Here is a 19,615-nt window from a genome sequence, read left to right on the forward strand (position 1 = left end):
AGCAGAACCAGATCGAGCCGGCACCGGCACCGCCGCTATCCCTTGTCGCCGGAGGCCGGCTGCGGCGCGTCACCCTCGGAGTGCCGGACACTGACGTGCAGCGCATCGTCCTGCACATCGGCGACGATGGTGTCGCCCTTCTCGACCTCGCCGGTCAGGACCAGTTCGGCGATGCGGTTGTCCAGCTCGGACTGGATGGTGCGGCGCAGCGGGCGGGCGCCGAACTCGGGCTGGTAGCCGTGCGCGATCAGCAGCTTCTTCGCGGCCTCCGTGACGTCCAGTTCGAAGCCCTGGGCCTGGACCCGCCGCCGGCTGCGGTCCAGGAGCAGGTTGACGATGCTGGACAGGTCCTCCTCGGTGAGCGCGTGGAAGACGATGGTCTCGTCGATCCGGTTGAGGAACTCGGGCGGGAACCGTTCCTGCAGCACGCCGGTGAGCCGGTCGCGGATCTCGTCCACCTTGCCCTTGTGGGCGAGGATCAGCTGGGAGCCGATGTTGCTGGTCAGGATGATCACGGTGTTGCGGAAGTCCACGGTGCGCCCCTGCGCGTCGGTCAGCCGACCGTCGTCCAGGACCTGCAGCAGGGTGTGGAAGACGTCCGGATGCGCCTTCTCCACCTCGTCGAAGAGCAGGACGCTGTAGGGCTGGCGGCGGACCTTCTCGGTGAGCTGGCCGGCCTCCTCGTATCCGACGTATCCGGGCGGCGACCCCACCAGCCGCGAGACCGTGTGCTTCTCCTGGAACTCGCTCATGTCGAAGCGGATCAGCCGGTCCTCCTCGCCGAAGAGCAGCTGGGCGAGCGCCTTGGCCAGCTCGGTCTTGCCGACGCCCGTAGGGCCGAGGAACAGGAAGGAACCCACGGGCCGCCCCGGGTCGCCCATGCCGGCCCGGCTGCGACGTACCGCCTGGGCGACGGCGAGAACCGCCTCGTCCTGGCCGACGACCCGGTCGTGCAGCGCGTCGTCCAGCTTCAGCAGCCGCTCCCTCTCGCTCTGCGTCAGCTGCGAGACGGGGATGCCGGTCTTGCGGGCGACGATGTCGGCGATGTCGTTCTCGGTGACCGCGACAACGCCCTCGCGGCGCTCCTCGACCTGGGCGATCTCGTTCTCCAGCTCGGCGATCTGCTGCTTGAGCTCCTTGGCGCGCTCGAACTCCTCGTCCTTGACGGCCTGGTCCTTCTCCCGGCCCAGGCGCGCCAGACGGTCCTCGCGGTCCTGCACCTCCTTGGACTTGCCGCTCGACCGCAGCCGCACCCTGGCTCCCGCCTGGTCCATCAGGTCGATGGCCTTGTCGGGGAGGAAACGGTCGGCGATATAGCGGTCGGAGAGCTCGGCGGCGGCCACCAGCGCCTGATCGCTGAACCGCACCTGGTGGTGGGCCTCATAGGCGTCGCGCAGGCCCTCCAGGATCTGGATGGTCTCCTCGACGGTCGGCTCGGGCACCTGCACGGGCTGGAAGCGCCGCTCCAGCGCGGCGTCCTTCTCCACATACCTGCGGTACTCGTCGAGGGTGGTGGCGCCTACGACGTGCAGTTCACCGCGGGCCAGCGCCGGCTTGAGGATGTTGCCCGCGTCCATGGAGCCCTCGCCGCCGGAGCCCGCGCCGACGACGGTGTGCAGCTCGTCGATGAAGAGGATGACCTTGTCGGACGCGCCGGTGACCTCGTCGATGACCTTCTTCAGCCGTTCCTCGAACTCGCCCCGGTACTTCGACCCGGCGACCAGCCCGGCCAGGTCGAGTTCGACGACGCGCTTGCCCTCGAGGGTCTTGGGGACGTCGCCGGCGATGATGCGCTGGGCGAGGCCCTCGACGATGGCGGTCTTGCCGACGCCGGGTTCGCCGATCAGCACCGGGTTGTTCTTGGAGCGGCGCGAGAGGATCTCGACGGTCTGCTCGATCTCCTCGCCGCGCCCGACGACCGGGTCCAGCCGTCCCGATCTGGCGTCGGTGGTGAGGTCCCGGCCGTACTCGTCCAGGGTCGGGGTCTGGCTGGGGGCCTGACCGGACTCGCGGCGGGCGGTGGCTTCGGCGCCGCGGGCGAGCCTTCCGGTGTCGACCCCGAGGTTGCGGGCCACCGTGGCGGCCTGGTCATTGTCCGGGTCGAGCAGCGCCAGCAGGATGTGCTCGGGCCCGATGTAGGAGGAGCCCGTGGCCTGGGAGCGGGCGTGTGCCCCGATCAGCACCCGCTTCGCCGCCGGGGTGAGCCCCGGTTCCGCGGAGGGGGTACCCCTGCCCGCGGGCAGGGACTCCTCGATCTCCCCGGCCAGCTCGTCCGGGTCCGCGCCCGTACGGGCCAGCAGCGCACGCGCGGGCTCCACCTGCGTCGCGGCCCACAGCAGGTGCTGGGTGTCCAGATCCTCGCTGCCGTCCTCGGCTGCCTTCTGCGAAGCGCGTGCGATCAGCTCCTGGGCGGAATCGGTCAGCAGCCGCCCGATCGGAACGCGTTGCACCGCGGGCGGCGACGAGGCCGCCGACATCCCGAAGAAGCGGTTGAGCAGCTCGGAGAACGGATCCGACGGTCCGAAGGAACCGAAAGAAGGAACGGACATCACCAAGTACTCCCCTTCGTCACCGCTGGATCAGGACCGAGCACAGGAACGAGGCATGTCTTATCCACTCAAACACCTACATTTACGGCCCGCAAAGGCGGCAGCGAGCGGGCATGCGTCTCCCGCGGACCCAACCCGTCCGGGCACCGAGCCCGCCGCCACACCTGTCCGGGTGAACGCCCCGGCAGGGCCCGAGCACCCTGTCTCTCGCAGCGCCACCGGCGCGCGCGGTACGAGGAGCCACCGGCGCGCCCGGCACTGGGCCGCCGCCACCCGTAGCCGCCCCCGGCCGCACCGCACCCACCCGCCTCGGGCGCCGCCCGGACGCGGGCGGGTGGCAGGCATCTCACCACCCACCTGCGGGGACGCCGTCCTTCCGCCGGTGGAGTACTCCTACCGGCCCTTGGCCGCACCCGACCGAAGTTGCCTGCGAGAGCCGACTCCGAGCTTGGTGAACACATTGCCGAGGTGCCACTCCACCGTCCGTGGGCTGATGAACAGCTGCGGGCTTCCGCTCGCTTCGCTGGACGACGGCTGGTTCCGACCCCCCGTGCAGCCCCTGGCGCGGCGCGGGCCGGCGCCGCCCCTGCGGCCCGGCCCGGGTACCGACCGACACCGCGGCCCCGCCCCGGTCCACCCGCGGAACTCCCGCCCGACACCGGCCGACGTCAGACGCCCGAACGGCACTCCCAGGGACCGCGAATGCGGCAGGATGGGTGGCCAACAAGGCTTCCAGACAGGCGGGTTGTGACCCGGACCCTCCTCGCTCGAACCTCTGGGAGCCTCGTTGGCTCCACCCGGCTCGCCGGCCTACGGCCGCCACCCGATCGATGCCCGCACTGAAAGGCACAGCTGACCCTGATGGCAACCGATATCGAGGCCGCGATCGGGCGAGTCCTCTCGCAGGCATGTCCCGGCATGCGCATTCATTCGCTGAGTCAGCTGTCCGCGGGCTACACCAGCAGTCACTGGGTCGCCGACACCGACGAGGGCCCGCTGCTGGTCAAGGTTCCGCAGCGCGACCGCGATCCCGAACACCTGCGGCGGCTCATGACGAACGCCCGCGTGGCGGCCCAACACGGCATCCCGGTGGTGCGCTACCGGAGCCTGGTGCCGCACGACCCGGCTCTGGACGGGCCCGTGCTCATCCAGGAGTTCCACGAGGGCGACACTGCGTCAGACCTGTGGGAGGCACTGGACGACGGCGGGCGCGAGGCGCTCTGCCGCGACCTCGGGGACGTGGTCGGCCGACTGCACAGCATCACGGGACCCGGGTTCGCCGACGTCCAGGGATCCGGCAGCGCGACAACCCTGGGGAGCTCGGTGGCCTCCGAGGTGGACATGCTGCTCGATCAGGCGCAGGCCGACATGCTCGGCGACAGCAACGCCATTCGCACCGCGATCGCGACGGCGGTGTCGCAGCTGGACGACTCGGCGAGCACCCCGGCGCTGACCCACGGAGACCTCTGGCTGCCGAACTTCCTGGTGAGCGACGGACGGATCACCTGCGTCCTGGATTTCGAGCACGCCAGATACACGGACCGGTTCCGCGACTTCGGCAAGCTCGACGAACACATCTTTGACACCTTCCCGGCAGGCCGCCGGGCCTTCCTCGACTCCTACGCCGCCGCGTGCCCGCTGCCGGACGACTGGGAGCAGCGCGTCGACCTCGCACACGTCCTGCATGCGCTGACCATGCATGTCTACTTCCTGCGCTGGACGCCGCAGTGGGCACCGCAGTACGCCCAGCAGGTCAAGGAGTGGCTGGCGAACCAAGCCTGACGCGAGGCTGCCCAGCAGCGGGGCGGCGACGTTCCCGAGGGCGGCCGGGAGCCAACCGTTATCCAGCGCTCGGCGCCACGGCCAATGCGTCGACCTCGACTCGGAAGTCCGGGTGAACCAGACCGGCGACCCTCACCAAGGAGCAAGCAGGCGGGTTTTCTGCGTCCTGGTACTCGTCTCGCACTTTACGGAACGCGCCCAGATCGTCCAGATCGGTCAGGTAGACCGTCAGTTTGACTACGTGTTCCAGACCAGAGCCTGCTGCCTCAAGCGCGGTGGTCAGATTCGCGTAGACCTGCCGGACCTGGGCCTCAGCGTCCTCTTTACCGACCAGATTGCCGTCGGCGTCCACGGGGACCTGACCCGAGACGGCGACCATCGCTCCGGTGAAGGCAACCGCGTGGCTGTAGCCGTTGACGGGCGGTGAACCGCTGGGACGTACGAAGTGGTCCATGGCGCCGATCATGCCACGATGGGATATCGGCTCCCTACCGGCGTAGGGGCCCCAAGCACTCACGGATCAGGCGGCCCGACCGAGGCTGGCGGCAGTGAGGTCCTGCTCGCGCAGCGAGGTGAAGTCGATGTCAAGCTGGAGGTCGTACGCCTCGGGCCGGGTGCCGAGTTCGTGGGTGGAGTACTCGCCGAACCGTTTGATGTGTTCGGTCAGGTACGGCGAGATGTGGGCCAGGTCCTCTGGGTCGATGTCCCAGCCCTCCTCAAGGAGCTGGCGGACGATCTCCGCTATGTCCAGGACGTAAACAGTTCCTCGCGTTGGCGGGCCCGGCCACGGCGCTGGTCTGCTGTCACCGACTCACCCGGTGAACCAGAACACCCGAGGATGCACCGCCGGAAGTGCCCAGCGTTCCACGGAGCCGCTGACGAGGTCGGCCAGGAACTGCACCGCCCCGCCCGTGTAGTGCCACCACGCGCCATTGCGTGAGGCGACAGTGACGGTCCACTCGCGCGTGTCACCGGGGTGTGTGCCCCACAGGAAGAAATCGCCCTGGCTCGAGGTCGCCCAGGGAAGCAGACCGCCTGGTGCTGGATACGGGTGCAGTGGCACGGCAAGGTCTGCATCTGCGCACCACTCGGCGACGATCTCCAACAGCTCCCGAGCTCCCTCGCACCAGTCAGCCTCAGAGCCTGGTTCCGGTCCGCCGGAGCGCAGGAAGTCGCTGATCTCGAAGGCCGGATAGAGCTCGCAGAGCAACTTGTAGTCGGACGGCAGATCCGTTCCGAGATCGGTTTGCACCGCCACCCAGTTGATGGCCTTCGGCGTAGACCGGCGGCGCTCGACCATGCCCGGCAAGGCCCGTTCAACCTCCGCCAGCGCCTCCGTCGGATCATGCAGGCGTCGGCGCGGCGCCTGGGTGCCAACGAGATCGTCCATGCGCTCAGCCTGCCATCAACCTCCGCAGCGGCAGTACGCACGCCTGGTCATCGTGAGTCCGACCCCACGCTGCGCACCCACACCCGAAAGGCCGCGGCCTCCGGCTCGGGCGCGGTCCGGTGGCTCCGGTGCTCCTCGTCCTCGAGGTCCGACCAGGCGACCACGCCCGGATCCCGGTCGTCGAGGAAGCCCTCGACGACCGGACCGAGATCGTCAGTCGGCAGGTAAACACTGGTGAACGGCAGCTCGTCCGGGGCCACCGAGCCGGTTGAGCACCGAAGCTGCCCGGCCTGTTCGTCGTGCCACACATAGAACGTCGCCGCCCCGGCGAAGCCCATCTCCTGGATGCGGAGCCGGATACCTTCAGCGGTCCGCTCAAACGCGGTGACCACATCGGACACGGACAAGGACCGCCCGTCCTCGCCTTCCGCACTCAGCCACCAGGTGTTGGTCTCCCACTCCACCTCCCGGTCAGCCGGATCCAGTACAAGCGGGTCGTCCGCCACCTCAGCGATCCATCTCAACAGCACCCGAGAAGTATCCCGATGCGGCCCGGGTTCCCGGAACAACCATGAGAAAGGACGTCCGATGACACCGTTGGCGTCCGCGGAACCATCCGGACGTACTCGGCGAGCGCAGGCGCGTGCACGAGTCACGCCGCGTCCGGCTCCCAGGGCCACGCCGCGTTCCGGCCCGCCTCCAGCAACGGGACCATGCGGAACGCGTGGTCCGTCAGACCGCCGAAGGTGTGCCGGTTCCCCGACCCGGACGGCCCGTGGCCCGCCCGGTACCCCGCCAGGTTCCAGGTGTACACCGGCACGTTCTGCGGGACCTGTGCGGTCGGGTCTCCGGAGTGGCTGTACGAGGCCTGCTCGTCGGTGACGATCAGTACCCGGTCATGCCCGCGGTAGTGCCGCCGCACCGCCTCGGTGGTGTTGGTGCCCCCGAGGTTCCCGAAGCGCTCCAGCACCCTCAGCACCGACTCACCGCCCCGCAGGGACACCGGACGGCTGCTGGTGCCGAACTCGACCAGGTCCACGGACTGTGCCCGCTTCGCCACTGCCGCGCCGAAGATCGCCGCGCTGTCCGCCCGGTTGAGCTGGGTCTGCTGGCTGATGCCGCCGAACATGCTGCCCGACCGGTCCACCAGCACCAGGGTGCGGCCCGGGAGCGCGGGCACGTTCGCCAGCGAGTGCCCGAGCGCGGTCTCCAGCGCGTGACCCCAACGCAGCGACGGCGCGTGCTTGTACGCGGCGAGGTACCGGAACGGGAACTGCCGCGACCGGGCGACCTCCGCAGGGTCACTGATGCGGGCGGCGACCTGGGCGGCGACCGTGTCGGAGACACCGGACTCGTCGAAGTTGCGCAGGTTCCGCACCAGCGCCATCACGCCCATGGACGGGATGATCGCCTCCCACGCGGCGGCGTCCATCGGCCCCTGCAACCAGCCGGCGAGTGCCTCCCACGTCATGCCGGCCTCGGCGAGCCGCTCAGCCCCACCGCGACCGGTGGCCAGGGCACGCCGCTCCGGCACCGGGACCTGCATGAGGGCGCGGTTCGCGCTCAGGGTCCGGTTCGACGCCGGGGGGACGGCCTCGTCGGGGTTGTGGCGCCGGTCCAGGGCGTAACGGAACAGGTCGCCCTGCCATGCCTTGTCGGGGTGCGGGGTCGGGTGGACCAGGTTGAGGACGTCAGCGAACCGGTAGCCCTTGCTCGCGGTGTCGTACTTCAGCAGGGCCTTGCCGTTGTACAGCCGGGCGACGGCGTCGGCGATACCGCGCTTCACGGGCTTCGGCACGTTCCGCCCGTACCGCGAGGTCCAGTACGCCAGCAGCTCCCCGGGCTCGTCCGGCCGCTGCAGCACAGCATCGACGACCTGCCGGGAGTGGCCGGCCTCGCCTGCATCGAGGCGGGCCTTGGCGAACTCCGCCGCGCCGACGAGGGAGGCGGTGCGCATGGTGCCACCGGTGCGCAGCCAGCCGAGGAGGCCGGCCGTCCAGGTCGGGTCCTCGACCGCGAGCTGGCGTACGAGCCGGGTGTAGCGGTCGTCGCGCTGACCGCCGCGCTCGTAGTAGGTGTCCTGGCCGACCATGTTGGTCACCGCGAGGAGGAACAACTCGCCGCGGGCGTCGCGGAGGTGACCGGCGCCGCCCTCGTGGGTGCGGGTGGTCTGCCCGGTGGTGGACACGGGCGAGGTGGCGGACGGACGTGCGCTGCGGGTGTTGAAGCGGGCCATGACGTAGGAAACCCCTCTCATAGGAGGGGAGGCTCAGCAGTGGGGCGCCCGAGATCAGGGTCGGCGACGGGCTCGCAGACTATTGCTCTGCCGCTGAGCTACCGGCCGTGGACGGCCGGGCGGGATTTGAACCCGCGACCCATAGTTCCGGTTGAAGTATCCGTCGCCTGCGCACCGGGCGCCCCCGATGCTGTGGCCTCCCGAGATCGGTGACGGCTACGGGTCGGGTTCTGTGAAAGAGAAGGAACCGTGGCCTTCGCACCGGGAGGTGCATTGCATCTGAAGTTGTATGCCCAGAGATCGGATTCGGCGGAGGAAACGTAGCGCTCTGTCCACTGAGCTACACCGACCCTGGGTCGATGACGGGATTCGAACCCGCGGCCTCTCACTCCCAAGGTGAAGCAACCCCCACCTGCGCACCTGGACGGCAGCCACGATAGCCATTCCTGACGACGCCTTCGATCCAATTTCCCGGCGTGGGTGATCACACCGGAGCGCTGCCTGACCACGGGCCCGCGCTGGTCACCGGCAACGCGCCCGCACCGGAGCCGGTCCTGGCGGAGGCCGGCTTCGGACTTCTGGCGATCGAGCAGGAACTCGGCGTCCACATGGAAAGGGGTGCGCGTCCCGCCCAGGTGGAACGGCAGGCCGGCGTGCTCGCCGAGGCCCTGATCCGAGGAGTCCGCCGGCGTCCCACCCCCTGGCAAGCAGTAGGCCGGGCGCGCTCCGGCTGCCGGACCCGCGGCCCCCATCAGGGGCCGCAGGGTCCAGCCGGCCCAAGCGGCCGGCGCGGTGGTCACTGCTGCACCTCAGCCGTGCGGCAGCCGCTTGGCCTGCACAGCGCAGCCGTACCGTTGCGATCCGGCGACCGCACATCGCGCCTCGCCAGCCGGGCACTCTGTACCGGTTCGGGTGGTCCGGGTCACAGCGGCGAGGCTGCGGCGGGGGCCCGCGAGTGAAGCGCCTCACACGGGCCCAGGGGTGTACGACCCCCGGTAGTAGGCATAACCCGGAGCGGCGAACCACAGCCCACCCAAAGAATCAGCACACATAGATGTTTACCGTCGCAATTCGGACAAAGCACGCTAAAGGTGCAGGTCATCGCGCTTCACACCGCCCCGCCGCGGCCTGCCCGGCCCCGCGATGCCGGCGTTCCGGAGGGGCTCCGGCCACGGCCACCGGCCCCCGCAACCGGCAGCCGGTCTACGGCTTTGCATCGTAGGTGGGCTGTTTGCCGGGGGCGGCCGGGTCGTCCACGGTGGGACGAGTCCGAACGGCGCACCGGATCGCATCCCGCGGTCTGTGAGCGTCCCGCCCGGCACCAACCGACACCGGGTGCCACGGGCACCGGGGCCACCACCGTCCCGGACCGCCCAGCCAACCGATCGAGGTCCCCAGCTTGATGCGCTTCGCCCTTCCCCGCCGCCTGCACACCACCGCCGCCGTCCTGGCCACCACCGCGGGCCTGGCCTCGGTGGCCGCCATCGCCGCTCCGGCCGCCTCCGCGGCCACCGCACAGCAGGCGACCCGGACGAGCGCGCACCACCAGCAGGTCGACGCGCGCACCTTCGCCGCCACCACCGGCACGTCCCCTGCCGCTGCCAAGGCGCTGGCCAAGTCGATGGTCCCCGCCTCCCAGTGGGCCGCGTTCAACCACATCGTGACCCACGAGTCCGACTGGGACGTCCACGCCACCAACGGCTCCTCCGGCGCCTACGGCCTGTGCCAGGCCCTCCCCGGCTCCAAGATGGCCTCCGCCGGCTCCGACTGGCGCACCAACCCCGCCACCCAGATCAAGTGGGCCATGACCTACATGAACGACCGCTACGGCAGCCCCAACGCCGCCTGGAACTTCTGGCAGACCCACCACTGGTACTGAGCCACCCCAGGCACACCAGCACACACCGAACGCCCCCGGGACACCCCCGGGGGCGTTCGGCCGTTCCCAGCCACCCCGGGGACTTCCGGGATTTCTCCGTCGAGCAGTGGAGCTCGCGGTACGCCACCTGCTACTCGTCGTGACCGACCCCGGAGAGCAGGGCCGGCTCCCCCTGCGGGGCCCGCGTCCCACGGCCCTCAGGCACCGCGAGAGCCCTGCGGACGGCCCGGACCGTGGACCAGCAGCGTCTGTCTGCCGGTCCCTGCGCGGGCTCCCCCGGGCGACGCCGAGCAGTACGGCCCCCGGGCGGCAGCCTAGGCCTTCGACTCCGCGCTCCAGTCCTGGACGAGGAGCCCGAGCAGCACCTGGTCCAGGAACTCGCCCATCACCCAGGCCGAGGAGCGCAGCACGCCCTCGCGGACGAAGCCGTTGCGTTCGGCGGAGCGCAGCATCGCGGCGTTGTCCGACAGCGTCTCGATCTGGAGCCGGTGCAGGCCGCGCACGACGAATCCGTAGTGGCAGAGCACCGCGACCACGTCGGTCCCGTAGCCCCGGCCGCGGCTGGCCGGCAGCAGCCCCAGCCCGATGTGCGCCGAACGGTTGTGGTTGTCGATGCCCCACAGCGTCGCCGTGCCGACCAGTGTGCCGCCGTCCAGCTCCACCACGGAGAACGGGACGTGCGCCTGCTCCGTGTCGTCCACCACGAGTCGCGGGTCCTTCGAACTGGGCGAGACCGGCCGCCACGGCCGGCTCTCGGCCCGCGAGCCGTTGACCACGTCGTCGTAGAGCTCGGCCCGCAGGACCGGGATGTCGTCTTCGTGCCGGGCCCGCAGCGCGATCTTTTTGCCTCGTAGCATGCGAGCTTCCTATCCGACCGGGCCCGTCGGCGGCAAACCAATACGACACATCAGCGGCCGGCCATGGAGACAGAGCCCGGGCCGTCGGCCGTGCGAACGCGGCGGCAGCACAGGTGGTCCGCTCCGGTCCGCTGCCGGCACTGGCCCAGAGGCGGCTGCTCCACGGCCGCCCGCACCCCTGCGCGGGTCCTGGTGACCGCATCACCACGGTCGCGCCCCGGAGCGGTCATCATCGGTGACAGCCGCCCGCCCCGACCAGCGGTGCGAAGCCGAGCTTCCGGCAAGTTGCCGCGCCGATTCCTGGGACCGGCGGGCCCCCGGCGCGACGATCCGAAGGTGACGCCACGACGCCGCCCCCTTGGAGTCCGGAGATGACCCAGTCCCGCCTGGAAGCCGCCCTGCCGTTGACCCCCTTGCAGCACGGAATGCTGTTCCACGCGCTCTACGAGGACGAGGGAGTGGACGCCTACACGGTCCAGGTGGCCTTCGATCTGCGTGGACCTCTCAGCGCGGCGGAGCTGCGCACGGCGCTGGAACAGCTGCTGGCCCGGCACGCCGTGCTGCGTGCCGGGTTCCAGCTGCGCAAGTCCGGCGAGCCGGTGCAGTTGATCAGCCGGTCCGTGGAGCTTCCGTGGCAGGAGGTGGACCTGCGGGCGCTCGACGAGGCCGAGCAGCTGCGGCGGCTGGACCGGTACCGGACCGATGAACGTGCCCGGCGCTTCGACCTGGCGCGCCCGCCGCTGCTCCGTGCCGGTGTGCTGGAGCTGGCGGACGAGCGGCGCGTCCTGGTACTCACGTACCACCACATCCTGCTGGATGCCTGGTCGTTCCAGCAGGTGCTGCAGGACCTCTTCGCGCTCTGCCGCTCCGGCGGCGATCCCGCCGGGCTCGCCCCCGTGGTGCCCTTCCGCCGCTACCTCGCCTGGCTGGAGGCGCAGGACCGGGAGGCGGCGGGGACCGCCTGGGAGTCGGCCTTCGCCGGCTTCGAGACGCCGACCCTCGTCGCGCGCGGACGCACCGGCGGACCGGGGCCCCAGGCCCTGCCGCGGCTCTCCACGGCGGATCTGTCCGAGGAGCTCACCGCGACGCTGCTGCGGACCGCCCGGGCCGCCGGGCTGACCGTCAACACGGTGGTCCAGGGCGTGTGGTCGCTGCTGCTCGCCGGACTGACCGGGAGCCAGGACGTGGCCTTCGGCCAGACCGTCTCGGGACGGCCGCCGGCGCTGGACGGCGTCGAGGAGATGGTCGGCCTGCTCATCGGGGCGGCGCCCGTGCGCGTCCTGATGGACCCCAATGAGACGCTGACCGAGCTGCTGCTGCGGGTCCAGCGCGAGCAGGCGGAGCTGGAGGCCCATCACCACCTGGGTCTGTCGGAGATCCAGCGCCGCGTCGGCCTCGGCGACCTCTACGACAGCACGGTCGGCTTTGTCAGCACCCCCGGCGGGGCCGCTGCGGGTGCGGGCGCCGACGAGGCGGCCTTTCTGGTCGCGGGCACCGAGGTGCGCTTCCTCGCCGACGCCGGCGAGCAGAACGGCACCGCGACCGGCTCCACCCACTATCCGCTCAATCTGACGGCCGCCGTCGGCCGCTCCCTGCGACTCGCCCTCAGTCACCAGACCGACCTCTTCGACGCCCTCGACGCCGACCGCCTGCTCGGCCGGCTGCGCTCGCTCCTGACGGTCTTCGCGACCGAACCGACGACGCTCGTCGGCCGGATCCCGTTGCTCGCCGAGGACGAGCTGGAGCAGGTCGTCCGCAAGTGGAACGACACCGAGCAGCAGCTGCCGTCCGAGCTGACGCTGCCGGACCTCTTCCGAGCCCAGGTGGCGCGCACCCCGCACGCCACCGCCGCCGTCTTTGCCGGAAAGGAACTGACCTATGCCGAGTTCGCGGAGCGCGTCCAGCGGTTGGCAGCCGTGCTGCGGTCGCGGGGGGTGGGTGCAGGCGACCGGGTGGCCGTCGCCCTCCACCGGTCGGTGGAGCTGGTCGTGGCGCTGCACGCGGTGCTGGAGACGGGCGCAACCTACCTTCCCCTCGACCCCGACTACCCGGCCGAGCGCATCGGCTGGATCCTGGAGGACGCGAACCCTTCGCTGGTGGTGACGGCCGGCCAGGACACCGTGGCGCTGCCCGGCACCATGCCCCGGCTGCTGCTCGACGAGCCGCTGCCGACTCCCCCGGACAGCGGCACGGTGGCCGGGCACGGGCCGCTGCCGGGCGACGCCGCGTACCTGCTCTTCACCTCCGGCTCCACCGGGCGGCCGAAGGGCGTGATCGTCTCGCACCGGGCGATCGTGAACAACCTGCGCTGGATGCAGGACCGCTTCGGGCTCGGCTGCGACGACCGCGTGATGCTCAAGACCTCGGCGGGCTTCGACACCTCGTTCTGGGAGCTGCTCTGGCCCCTGCAGACGGGCGCCACACTGGTGATCGCCGCCCCCGGCGGCCACCGGGACCCGTCCTACCTCGCCGACCTCATCGCCCGCGAGTCGGTGACCACGGTCCAGTTCGTCCCCTCCATGCTGCAGGCCTTCGTGGTGGAGGCGGACGCCGAACAGTGCCGCAGCCTGCGCCGGGTGATCTGCTGCGGCGAGGCGCTGTCGCCGGAGACCCGCGACCGCTTCCGGGCCGGTTTCGACGCCGGGCTGTACAACCTCTACGGGCCCACCGAGGCCGCGGTCGCGATCACCGGCGGCCCGGACCTCGGGATCGGGGCGGAGTGGGCGGAGCACGCGCCGGTCACCATCGGACGACCGCTCTGGAACAGCCAGACCTATGTGCTGGACGAGGCGCTGCGTCCGGTCCCGCCCGGCGTCCCGGGCGAGCTCTACCTGGGCGGACGGCAGTTGGCCGACGGCTATCTGAACCGGCCCGGCCTGACCGCCCAGCGCTTCGTCGCGGACCCGTACGGGGAGCCCGGCAGCCGGATGTACCGGACCGGCGACGTGGTGTGCTGGACCCCGGACGGGGAGCTCGACTACCTCGGCCGCACGGACGACCAGGTCAAGCTGCGCGGCCAGCGCATCGAGCTGGGCGAGATCGCGACGGCCCTGACCCGGCATCCCTCGGTCGCACAGGCAGCGGTCGTGGTCAGGGAGACGGCGGGCGGCTCCAAGCAGCTCGTCGGCTATGTCGTGGCGGAGCCGGGAGCCGATCTCGACCAGGCGCAGCTGCTCGGCCACGCGGCGGCCACCCTGCCCGACTACATGCTGCCGTCGACCGTGGTGGAGCTCGCGGAGCTGCCGTTGACCCCCAACGGCAAGCTCGACCGCAAGGCACTGCCCGCACCCGCAGCGACCACCGTCAGCTCGGGCCGGTCTCCCGAGGGCCCGGCCGAGACCGAGCTGGCCCGTCTCTTCGGCGAGGTGCTCTACGGTGCCGAGGCCGCACGGCACTCCGTCGGGGCCGACGACAGCTTCTTCGAACTCGGCGGCGACTCGATCACCTCGATCCAGCTGGTGGCCAGGGCCCGCCAGGCCGACCTGCGGTTCACCCCGAAGGACGTCTTCACCCATCGCACGGTCGCGGCGCTGGCCCGCATCGCGGGCAGCGCGGCTCCGGCCGCCACCGAGGCGGCCGAGGCGGGCACCGGAGAGCTGCCCGCGACGCCGATCATGCACTGGCTGGCCGAGCACGCGGGGCCGACACAGGACTTCGCCCAGGCGACGCTGCTGACCGTACCGCCCGCCCTGGGGACCGAACCGCTGACCACCGCGGTGCAGGCGCTCCTCGACCGGCACGACGCCTTCCGGCTGCGGACGCGGCCCGCCGGCGTCGGCCGGACGCTCGATGTGACCCCGGCCGGGACTCTGCGGGCCTGGGACTGCGTACGCAGGGTCTCCGCCGAAGGGCTCGACGCCACCGCTCTGACCGCGCTGATCGCGGCGGAGACCGCCCGCGCCCGCGGCGAGCTCGACCCGGAGCTGCGGCAGATGCTGCGCGTCGTCTGGTTCGACGCGGGCAGGGCGGACGGCCGGCTGCTGCTGGTCGCCCACCATCTGGCCGTGGACGAGGTCTCCTGGCGGATCCTGGTCCCGGACCTGCGCGAGGCATGGGAGGCCGCCAGCCGTGGCGCGGCGCCGCAGCTCGCACCGGTGCCGACCTCGCTGCGCACCTGGGCCCACCGGCTCGTCGAGGCGGCCGGCACCCCGGCGAGGGTTGCTGAACTCCCCTTCTGGGAGCGGATACTGAGCGGCGGCGACGCGCCGCTCACGGCACGGGCGCTCGATCCCGCCACCGACACGCACGGCACCGCCCGCTCGCTGGCATGGACGCTGCCGCCGGAGCAGGCCGGCCCGCTGCTGGGCGCGCTGCCGACCGCATACCGGTCGGGCGTGGAGGAGGTGCTGCTCACCGGCCTCGCGCTGGCCGCGGAACGCCGCCGGGGCGCGTGGGCGGACCAGGACGGGACGGCGTGGGCGCCGGGCCTGCTGGTGGACCTGGAGGGCCACGGCCGCCAGGAACTCGGCGGCGAAGGCGGCGAGGGCGGTGAGCTGGACCTCTCCCGTACCGTGGGGTGGTTCACCGACCTGCGGCCGGTTCGCCTGGACCCGGGTGTCCGCGCCGACGGCGGGTCGCCCCGTCCCGGGGCCGCGCTCAAGCGGGTGAAGGAGCAGCTGCGCGCGCTGCCGGACCATGGCATCGGCTACGGTCTGCTGCGCCGGCTGAACCCGGAGACCGCGGCGGTGCTGGCCGGGCTGCCCACACCGCAACTGGGCTTCAACTACCTGGGCCGCGGCGGCGACTGGGCCGCCGGACCGTGGGGTCCGGCCCCGGAGAGCACCGCACTGGGCGCGATGGCGCATCCGGGGATGTCGCTCTCCCACGCGCTGGAGGTCACCGCCGCCGCGACGGACACCCCCGCCGGCCCGGTCCTGCATCTGCACCTGATGTGGCCCGGAGGGCTGCTCCCGGACGAGCAGGCGAAGGCCCTGGGCGACGCCTGGCTGGACGCGCTGCGCGAACTGGCCGCCCATGCCGGCTCCGCCGAGGCCGGTGGGCTGACCCCCTCCGACGTGCTGCCGGCCGTGCTCGGCCAGCAGGAGCTGGAGGGCTACGAGGCCGCCGAGTCGGCGCAGGGCCGACGGCTGGCCGACGTCTGGCCGTTGACCCCGATGCAGGAGGGTCTGCTCTTCCACAACCGCTACCGACCGCAGGCGCCCGATGTCTACCAGGTGCAGCTGGTGCTGGAGCTGGAGGGACCGGTGGAGTCCGGGGCGCTGCGCCGGGCCTGCCAGACGCTGGCCGACCGGCATGCCTCGCTGCGCGCGGCCTTCGGGGCCGACACGTCCGGGACGCCGGTGCAGCTGATCGTCGAGGGTGTCCGCGTCCCGTGGCAGGAGCTGGCGGTGGACGACGAGGCGGCGGCCGCGTTCCTCGCCGAGGACCGGCTGCGCCGCTTCGACCCGGCCGTCGCCCCGTTGCTGCGCTGCGCCCTGCTGCGGCTGGGGAACGAGCGCTCCCGGCTGATCCTGACCATTCATCATATTCTGGTCGACGGCTGGTCCCTCCCGGTACTGCTGGGCGAGCTGGGTGCCCTGGTCGCGGGCGCGGCTCCGGCCGCGGCTGCGGAGTCCTGCCGGCCGTACCATGCCTGGCTCGCCGGCCAGGACCGCGCCGCCGCACGGGCGGCCTGGTCCGGGGCCCTCGCCGGCCTCGACGGCCCGACGCTGGTCGCGCCGGCCGTCGACGCGGCCGCCCTGCCCACGCTGCCGCTGCGATGCGCGGCTGAGCTGCCGCAGCGGCTCACCCGGCAGGTGACCCTGCTGGCCCGGACGAGCGGCACCACCGTCAACACCGTGGTCCAGGCGGCCTTCGCCGCACTGCTGGCCGAGGCTACCGGGCGGCGCGACGTGGTCTTCGGGGCGACGGTCTCGGTCCGTCCGCCCGAGCTGCCGGGTGTCGAGTCGATGGTCGGCCTGCTGCTGAGCACGGTTCCGGTGCGGGTGCGGCTGGACGGAGCGGACTCGGTCACCACCCTGCTGCAGCGGATCCAGCGTGAGCAGGCCGAGTTGGCGCCGCACGCCCACCTGGGCGCGGTGGAGATCCAGCGCTCGGCGGGTCTCGGGCCGCTCTACGACGCGTCGATGGTCTTCGAGAACTACCCGCAGGACGAGGCGCGGTCGCCCCGGCCCGTCGCCGGTCCGCGCATCACCGGCGCCTCCGGCATCGACGCCTACCACTATCCGCTCAAGCTCACCGCCGCGCCGGGAGAGCGGCTGCTGCTGGCGCTGGACCACCGGCCCGAGGCCGTCCCCGCCGCGGCGGCGGAGCGGATGCTGACCCGGCTCCAGGAGCTGCTCGCGGCGTGGGCGGCCGCCCCCGGACGGCCGGTCGGCGACCTGCCGAGCGCGGGCACGGCCGAGGTACCGGCGCGGGACCTGGCACGGGAGACCGTACGGGAACCGGCGCGGGACGTGGTGCGGGACACCGTGCGGGAGCCGGCGCCGGAGGTGGTGCGGGAAGTGGCCGCGCTGGCCGGGGAGTTGCTGGGCGGGCCGGTGGGACCGGACGACGACCTGTTCGCGGCCGGCCTGGACTCGGTCGGGGCGCTCCGACTGACCGGACGGATCGGCAAGCGGTACGGAAGGGCGCCCGACGTCCAGGTGGTCTTCCGCTCCCGTACGGCCCGCCGACTGGCGGCGGCGATCGGGAACTGAGCGACCGAGCAGAGCAGCCGGGCACCGGAAGGTGCCCGGCTGCTCTGTTTTGTGCTGCCCCGGTTCTGTTCCCGTTCCCGTTCCCGCTGTCGTTCCCGTTCCCGTTCCCGTTCCTGTTCCTGTTCCCGCGCTCGTCCCCGTTCCCGTTCCGTTCCCGGCAGATTGCCTGCCGGGAACGTCCGGTACCGAGGGACGGTATTGCCGGGAACGAAACGGGAATTGCCGGGAGCCTGCCTGGGTCCAACCCCCCTGCGACTGCGACCATATAAAGGAAGCGAAATACACCTCAGAAAAGTCCAGATCGCAGGGAAATGGAGCCGGCCATGCGCATCGTTCTGATATCCGGGGCGTCCAGCGGGATCGGTGCAGCCACGGCCGCCCGTTTCGCAGGGGCCGGCGACCAGGTCTACAACCTGGACCTCCAGCCGCCGGCCGAGCCCACGCCGGGCGTCGTCTGGCTGCCCGGCGACGTCGCCGACTGGGACGTCGTGGAGCAGGCGGTGGCCCGGGTCCACGAGGAGCACGGGCGCCTGGACGTCGTGATCGCCAACGCCGGCATCAGCATCCGTCACCACGTGCTGGAGACCAGCCCGGCCGAGATCCGCCGGGTGGTGGACGTGAACCTGCTGGGGGTGTTCGCCCTGTGGCAGGCAGGAGCCCGCCGGATGGTCGCCCAGGGCGGCGGCGTCCTGCTGGCGACCGCCTCCGTCAACGGCCACCGCGGCTTCCCGCACTACGCCGACTACAACGCCACCAAGGCCGGGATCGCGGCGCTGTGCCGCACCTTCGCCCTCGAACTGAGTCCCGTGGTGCGCGTCGCCTGCGTCTCCCCCGGCGCGGTGCTGACCCCCATGCAACTGGCCGAGTACAGCCCGGACATGCTCGCCGCAGTGAATGCCAGGATCCCCGCCGGGCGACACGCCCAGCCCGAGGAGATCGCGGCGGCCTACTTCTATCTGGCCTCCGCCGAGGCCGCGTTCATGACCGGACAGGAACTCGTCATCGACGGCGGCGAGATCGCCGGCTCCACCACCTCCGACTTCGGCGCGGCGGTTCCGCAGGGCTCCCACCTCCACTGAGCACGAAGACGACACCGGAGATTCTCATGATCACGCATCCCTCCCCTTCTCCTGCGTACACGAATGGCAGAGGAACGCATTCGTACACACTCAACCACGCGGAGATCGACGACATCCTGGACGTGGTGCAGGAATTCGCCGACACCGGGATCTCCCCGGTCGACCCGGACTTCTACCAGAAGTTCGACCAGGCCCAGGACCTGCTCCCGCCCCGCCTGCTGCGCTTCCTGCGGGCCTTCCGCGACGACCCGGCCGCCACGGTCTGCCAGGTGCACGGATTCCCGATCGACGACGCCGAGGTCGGCCCGACCCCGGAGCACTGGGAACGGCCCGAGGGCCTCTCCGCCACGCTCCACTCCGACGCCTATCTGGCCATGTGCGGCTCCGCGCTCGGCGACCCCTTCGCCTGGGCGACGCTGCAGTACGGCCGCATGATCCAGGACATCTTCCCGATCCGCGGCGACGAGCGCCGCGAGAGCGGCCACGGCAGCGAGAGCTTCCTCTCCTTCCACACCGATGACGCCTTCCGTCCCGACTCCGCCGACTACCTGCTGCTCTTCGGAATCCGCAACATCGACGTGGTGCCGACCCTCGTCGCCGCCGTCCGCGATGTGGAGTTGAGCGAGGAGGAGCGCCGGATCCTCTCGGAGCCGCACTTCCACATCGTCCCCGACGACGAGCACATCCGGCAGCTGGAGCTGCGCGCCCCCGGCGACCCCGCCCTGCAGCGGGCGATCGAGATGCGCGACCGGCCCGAGCCGGTGTCCGTCCTCTTCGACGACCCGGCCAACCCGCACGTCCGGCTGGACCTGCCGTTCATGCGCTGCGTCGGCGACAACCCGGCGGCGGAGCAGGCGCTCCTCCGGCTGCGCACCGAGCTGGACCGGGTGCGCCGGCCCCTGGTCGCCGCCGCCGGCACGCTGCTGATCCTCGACAACCGCAGCGTCGCCCACGCCCGCGACTCCTTCACCGCGCACTACGACGGCACCGATCGCTGGCTGCGCAAGATCATCGTCAGCCGCGACCTGGGCGCCTACGGCGCCGACCCGCTGCAGCGCGTCCGCCTCTGAGGCCCACCGTGCCACCCGACCAGGCATCCGACGAGTCCGCCGGTGCATCACCCGGCCCGTCACCGACCGCGCCATCAACCTTCAGTCTTCAGCGACCATCCGGAAAGGGACCGA

Annotated in this window: 13 protein-coding genes; 5 read left to right on the top strand and 8 right to left on the bottom strand. The window is 71.6% G+C overall.

The features are described from left to right. Window positions 1-35: 35 nt before the first annotated feature. The gene (locus tag AB0761_RS05915) at window positions 36-2,549 is read right to left on the bottom strand and encodes an ATP-dependent Clp protease ATP-binding subunit (protein ID WP_377267898.1); all 2,514 of its coding nucleotides are present in this window, start codon (window positions 2,547-2,549) and stop codon (window positions 36-38) included. A 393-nt stretch (window positions 2,550-2,942) separates the two neighbouring features. Next, window positions 2,943-3,236, bottom strand: coding sequence for a helix-turn-helix transcriptional regulator (locus tag AB0761_RS05920; protein ID WP_377267899.1), 294 nt, complete (start codon window positions 3,234-3,236; stop codon window positions 2,943-2,945). 174 nt (window positions 3,237-3,410) lie between these two features. Here AB0761_RS05920 and AB0761_RS05925 point away from each other — a divergent pair, with 174 nt between their 5' ends. Further along, window positions 3,411-4,331: a phosphotransferase family protein gene (locus AB0761_RS05925; RefSeq protein ID WP_377267900.1), complete on the top strand. Its 921-nt coding sequence runs from the start codon at window positions 3,411-3,413 to the stop codon at window positions 4,329-4,331. Between the two features lie 58 nt (window positions 4,332-4,389). On the opposite strand, the gene AB0761_RS05930 is transcribed toward AB0761_RS05925, so the two are convergent. The 5 genes from AB0761_RS05930 to AB0761_RS05950 all read right to left on the bottom strand — a co-directional run bounded on the left by AB0761_RS05930 (window position 4,390) and on the right by AB0761_RS05950 (window position 7,957). Further along, complete coding sequence (locus tag AB0761_RS05930; protein ID WP_377267901.1) at window positions 4,390-4,797, bottom strand: RidA family protein; 408 nt, start codon at window positions 4,795-4,797, stop codon at window positions 4,390-4,392. Window positions 4,798-4,851: 54 nt separating this feature from the next. Beyond that, the gene (locus AB0761_RS05935; RefSeq protein WP_377273944.1) at window positions 4,852-5,082 is read right to left on the bottom strand and encodes a Tn3 family transposase; all 231 of its coding nucleotides are present in this window, start codon (window positions 5,080-5,082) and stop codon (window positions 4,852-4,854) included. 60 nt (window positions 5,083-5,142) lie between these two features. Beyond that, the gene (locus AB0761_RS05940; protein WP_377267902.1) at window positions 5,143-5,721 is read right to left on the bottom strand and encodes an SMI1/KNR4 family protein; all 579 of its coding nucleotides are present in this window, start codon (window positions 5,719-5,721) and stop codon (window positions 5,143-5,145) included. A gap of 47 nt (window positions 5,722-5,768) precedes the next feature. After that, window positions 5,769-6,251 (bottom strand): hypothetical protein, encoded by a 483-nt coding sequence (locus AB0761_RS05945; protein WP_377267903.1) that lies wholly within the window; start codon window positions 6,249-6,251, stop codon window positions 5,769-5,771. A gap of 122 nt (window positions 6,252-6,373) precedes the next feature. Next, on the bottom strand, window positions 6,374-7,957 hold the full coding sequence (locus AB0761_RS05950) for a TROVE domain-containing protein (protein ID WP_377273945.1): 1,584 nt from the start codon (window positions 7,955-7,957) through the stop codon (window positions 6,374-6,376). A gap of 1,402 nt (window positions 7,958-9,359) precedes the next feature. On the opposite strand from AB0761_RS05950, the gene AB0761_RS05955 reads away from it, so the two are divergent. Beyond that, window positions 9,360-9,836 (top strand): transglycosylase SLT domain-containing protein, encoded by a 477-nt coding sequence (locus AB0761_RS05955; protein WP_377267904.1) that lies wholly within the window; start codon window positions 9,360-9,362, stop codon window positions 9,834-9,836. Window positions 9,837-10,150: 314 nt separating this feature from the next. Here AB0761_RS05955 and AB0761_RS05960 read toward each other — a convergent pair whose 3' ends face one another. Beyond that, on the bottom strand, window positions 10,151-10,693 hold the full coding sequence (locus AB0761_RS05960; RefSeq protein ID WP_377267905.1) for a GNAT family N-acetyltransferase: 543 nt from the start codon (window positions 10,691-10,693) through the stop codon (window positions 10,151-10,153). A 371-nt stretch (window positions 10,694-11,064) separates the two neighbouring features. On the opposite strand from AB0761_RS05960, the gene AB0761_RS05965 reads away from it, so the two are divergent. From AB0761_RS05965 to AB0761_RS05975, 3 genes are all read left to right on the top strand, one after another. Beyond that, on the top strand, window positions 11,065-17,352 hold the full coding sequence (locus tag AB0761_RS05965) for an amino acid adenylation domain-containing protein (protein ID WP_377267906.1): 6,288 nt from the start codon (window positions 11,065-11,067) through the stop codon (window positions 17,350-17,352). 323 nt (window positions 17,353-17,675) lie between these two features. Next, window positions 17,676-18,431 carry an SDR family NAD(P)-dependent oxidoreductase gene (locus AB0761_RS05970; RefSeq protein WP_377267907.1) on the top strand — a complete coding sequence of 252 codons (756 nt, stop codon included), beginning with the start codon at window positions 17,676-17,678 and terminating at the stop codon, window positions 18,429-18,431. A gap of 26 nt (window positions 18,432-18,457) precedes the next feature. Beyond that, window positions 18,458-19,501, top strand: a complete 1,044-nt coding sequence (locus AB0761_RS05975) for a TauD/TfdA family dioxygenase (protein WP_377267908.1) — start codon at window positions 18,458-18,460, stop codon at window positions 19,499-19,501. The last annotated feature ends 114 nt before the right edge of the window (window positions 19,502-19,615 follow it).

Source organism: Peterkaempfera podocarpi, assembly GCF_042466665.1.
In the GTDB taxonomy this organism is placed as follows: Bacteria; Actinomycetota; Actinomycetes; order Streptomycetales; family Streptomycetaceae; genus Peterkaempfera; species Peterkaempfera podocarpi.

Excerpts from the sequence above, each read along its gene's own strand:
- AB0761_RS05925 (WP_377267900.1), top strand. The coding sequence starts at position 3,411 with ATGGCAACCGATATCGAGGCCGCGATCGGGCGAGTCCTCTCGCAGGCA.
- AB0761_RS05940 (WP_377267902.1), bottom strand. The coding sequence starts at position 5,721 with ATGGACGATCTCGTTGGCACCCAGGCGCCGCGCCGACGCCTGCATGAT.
- AB0761_RS05955 (WP_377267904.1), top strand. The coding sequence starts at position 9,360 with ATGCGCTTCGCCCTTCCCCGCCGCCTGCACACCACCGCCGCCGTCCTG.
- AB0761_RS05915 (WP_377267898.1), bottom strand. The coding sequence starts at position 2,549 with ATGTCCGTTCCTTCTTTCGGTTCCTTCGGACCGTCGGATCCGTTCTCC.
- AB0761_RS05960 (WP_377267905.1), bottom strand. The coding sequence starts at position 10,693 with ATGCTACGAGGCAAAAAGATCGCGCTGCGGGCCCGGCACGAAGACGAC.
- AB0761_RS05930 (WP_377267901.1), bottom strand. The coding sequence starts at position 4,797 with ATGATCGGCGCCATGGACCACTTCGTACGTCCCAGCGGTTCACCGCCC.
- AB0761_RS05975 (WP_377267908.1), top strand. The coding sequence starts at position 18,458 with ATGATCACGCATCCCTCCCCTTCTCCTGCGTACACGAATGGCAGAGGA.
- AB0761_RS05950 (WP_377273945.1), bottom strand. The coding sequence starts at position 7,957 with ATGGCCCGCTTCAACACCCGCAGCGCACGTCCGTCCGCCACCTCGCCC.
- AB0761_RS05965 (WP_377267906.1), top strand. The coding sequence starts at position 11,065 with ATGACCCAGTCCCGCCTGGAAGCCGCCCTGCCGTTGACCCCCTTGCAG.
- AB0761_RS05970 (WP_377267907.1), top strand. The coding sequence starts at position 17,676 with ATGCGCATCGTTCTGATATCCGGGGCGTCCAGCGGGATCGGTGCAGCC.